The 1,517-nt window shown below is 71.0% G+C and carries 1 protein-coding gene; it reads right to left on the bottom strand.

Annotated features, from left to right (window positions below):
* Positions 1-1,517 (bottom strand): autotransporter outer membrane beta-barrel domain-containing protein (locus DWF00_RS20565; protein ID WP_114853069.1); only part of this gene is annotated, 1,517 nt, incomplete at both ends.

The following is a 1,517-nucleotide window of genomic DNA, read 5'->3' on the forward strand; positions in this document are numbered from 1 at the left end:
ACCGCGACGTCGCCGCCGACCATGAGCCCGCCGCTCGAGCGGGTCAGCTTGCCGGCGTTGCGGTCGCTCTCGCTGCGGCCCCAGGAGCCGTAGCCCTGGCCCCAGAGCGCGAAGCGGTCCGACCTCAGCTTCGGCATCGGGCCGGTCGCGCTCGGGGCGAGGTCGGCCGTGAAGCCGTAGTTCATGGTCGCCATCTGCGCCGCGCCGACCGCGCCGAAGGCCGAGCGTAGCCGCCCCGTCGCCGCATCGCGCAGCGCCGCGCCCTCCTCGACCAGCACGCCCTTCGCAGAGGCGTGGATTTCGCCCGACAGCGCGTCGAAGGCGGCGCGGGCTCCCTCCGCGCTTTGGAACAGGACGGCGTCGAAGACGGAGCCGGAGCCGAGCGACTCGACCGCACCCGCTGTCGCGGCCTGGTTGCGGGTCGCTGCGACCGAGGCAAAGGCGATGGGCTGCGGCTTTTCGGGAACGGACGGGTCCGGCGGTGCCGCCGTCCGGTCGAGGGTCACGTAGGCGTTGGTCGCATCATAGGACAATGCCGGCGTCAGGAAGGCGAAATTGCTGGTCACCGCGGCGAACTGCCCGGAGACGCCGCCATTGGCTGTGAGGATCGTGTAGCGGGTCGAGAGCGGGTAATTGCCCGCGCCGGCCAGCACGCCGACCGTGCCGCCGTTGAGCGTCGCGAGGCCCGCGGCGACGATCCTGTCGCCCTGGCCGGCTGCGTTGACCTCGACCTGGTAGGTCGAGCCGACGGCGAAGGTGATGCTGCCGACGTTCAGCGTGCCGATCGAGTTGCCCGGCGCGACGGTTCCTCCTGCCTGCACGTCGACTGCACCGACGCGACCCGAGCCGCCGAGGATGCCGGTGCCCGAGACGGCGACGCTCGTGTTCGCCAGCGAGCCGTTCACGGCGAGGCGCCCGCCAAGGACATTGGCCGCACCAGCGAAGGTGCTTGAGTCGGCGGTTAGTGTCGTGTTGCCGGCGAGCTGGTTGATCGTGCCGGAGCCGCTCAGCGCGGCGTCGAAGCTGTAATTGGCGTCGGTATGGTTGAAGACGATCGTGCCCGCGCCAGCGCCGAACTGGAGCGCCGCGGCATCGAGCCGGCCCGCGCCCGCCGCGGCCGAGCCCGCCGCCGCGCCGATGTTGAGCGTGCCGGACGAGCTGGCAGTGCTGGCCAGCGTGGCGGTTCCCGCCGAAACGGTGCCGCCATCCGCGATCGTCAGGGATGCGGGACCATTGATGCCGACGACGAGGCTGGTGTTGATCCAGCTCGAGCCCGCGCCGCTGACGGTCACGTCACCGGGGCTCGCCCCTCCCGCGATATAACCGCCTGCGTCCTGGACCGTGGCGCCGTTCGTGATCGTCAGCGTGCCGGCGCCGCTTCCGCCGACGGAGATCGCGCCATTGGCCGTCCAGTTCGAGCCGGCCCCATCGATAGTTGCCGTTCCGCTCGATCCGCCGAAGAAGCCCAGGGTGGCATCGTTGCTGGTCACCTTGCCGCCGTTGAGTATCCGCAGCGT

Source organism: Allobosea caraganae (assembly GCF_003351345.1).
In the GTDB taxonomy this organism is placed as follows: Bacteria; Pseudomonadota; Alphaproteobacteria; order Rhizobiales; family Beijerinckiaceae; genus Allobosea; species Allobosea caraganae.